The organism is Streptomyces beijiangensis, from assembly GCF_017315755.1.
Lineage (GTDB): Bacteria > Actinomycetota > Actinomycetes > Streptomycetales > Streptomycetaceae > Streptomyces > Streptomyces beijiangensis.
The window spans coordinates 1-336 of record NZ_JAFLRJ010000910.1 but is presented as its reverse complement, the minus strand read 5'-3'; the positions used below and the strand labels follow the sequence as shown (position 1 = coordinate 336).

Below are 336 nucleotides of genomic sequence, written 5' to 3'. Positions count from 1 at the left end.
TACGTGATCCGCGAGGCCCGCGGCCTGGGCGTCGCCCGCCGCATACTCGCCGCCCTCGAAGAGAGCGCCGAGTTTCACTCGTTGCAAGGGCCTGTGGCGCAGTCTGGTAGCGCACCTCGTTCGCATCGAGGGGGTCTGGGGTTCAAATCCCCACAGGTCCACCGCAGCTCAGAGCCCCTGCCGGGGAGATCCGGTAGGGGCTCTTTGGCGTCTGCAAGCAGCGAAGTGCAGCAACTCTGGCTGGTCTTGCTATCCCGGTGCTCGATGGTCGGGCGCTGGACCGGATCGAGACCGGGCTTGTCGACCGTCTCGCCCACGGCACCACCGAAGCGGCCG

At 67.6% G+C, this 336-nt stretch carries 1 tRNA gene; it reads left to right on the top strand.

Annotated elements, in window-relative coordinates:
* Positions 1–87: 87 nt before the first annotated feature.
* Positions 88–161: transfer RNA gene (locus J0695_RS39820), tRNA-Ala, on the top strand.
* The last annotated feature ends 175 nt before the right edge of the window (positions 162–336 follow it).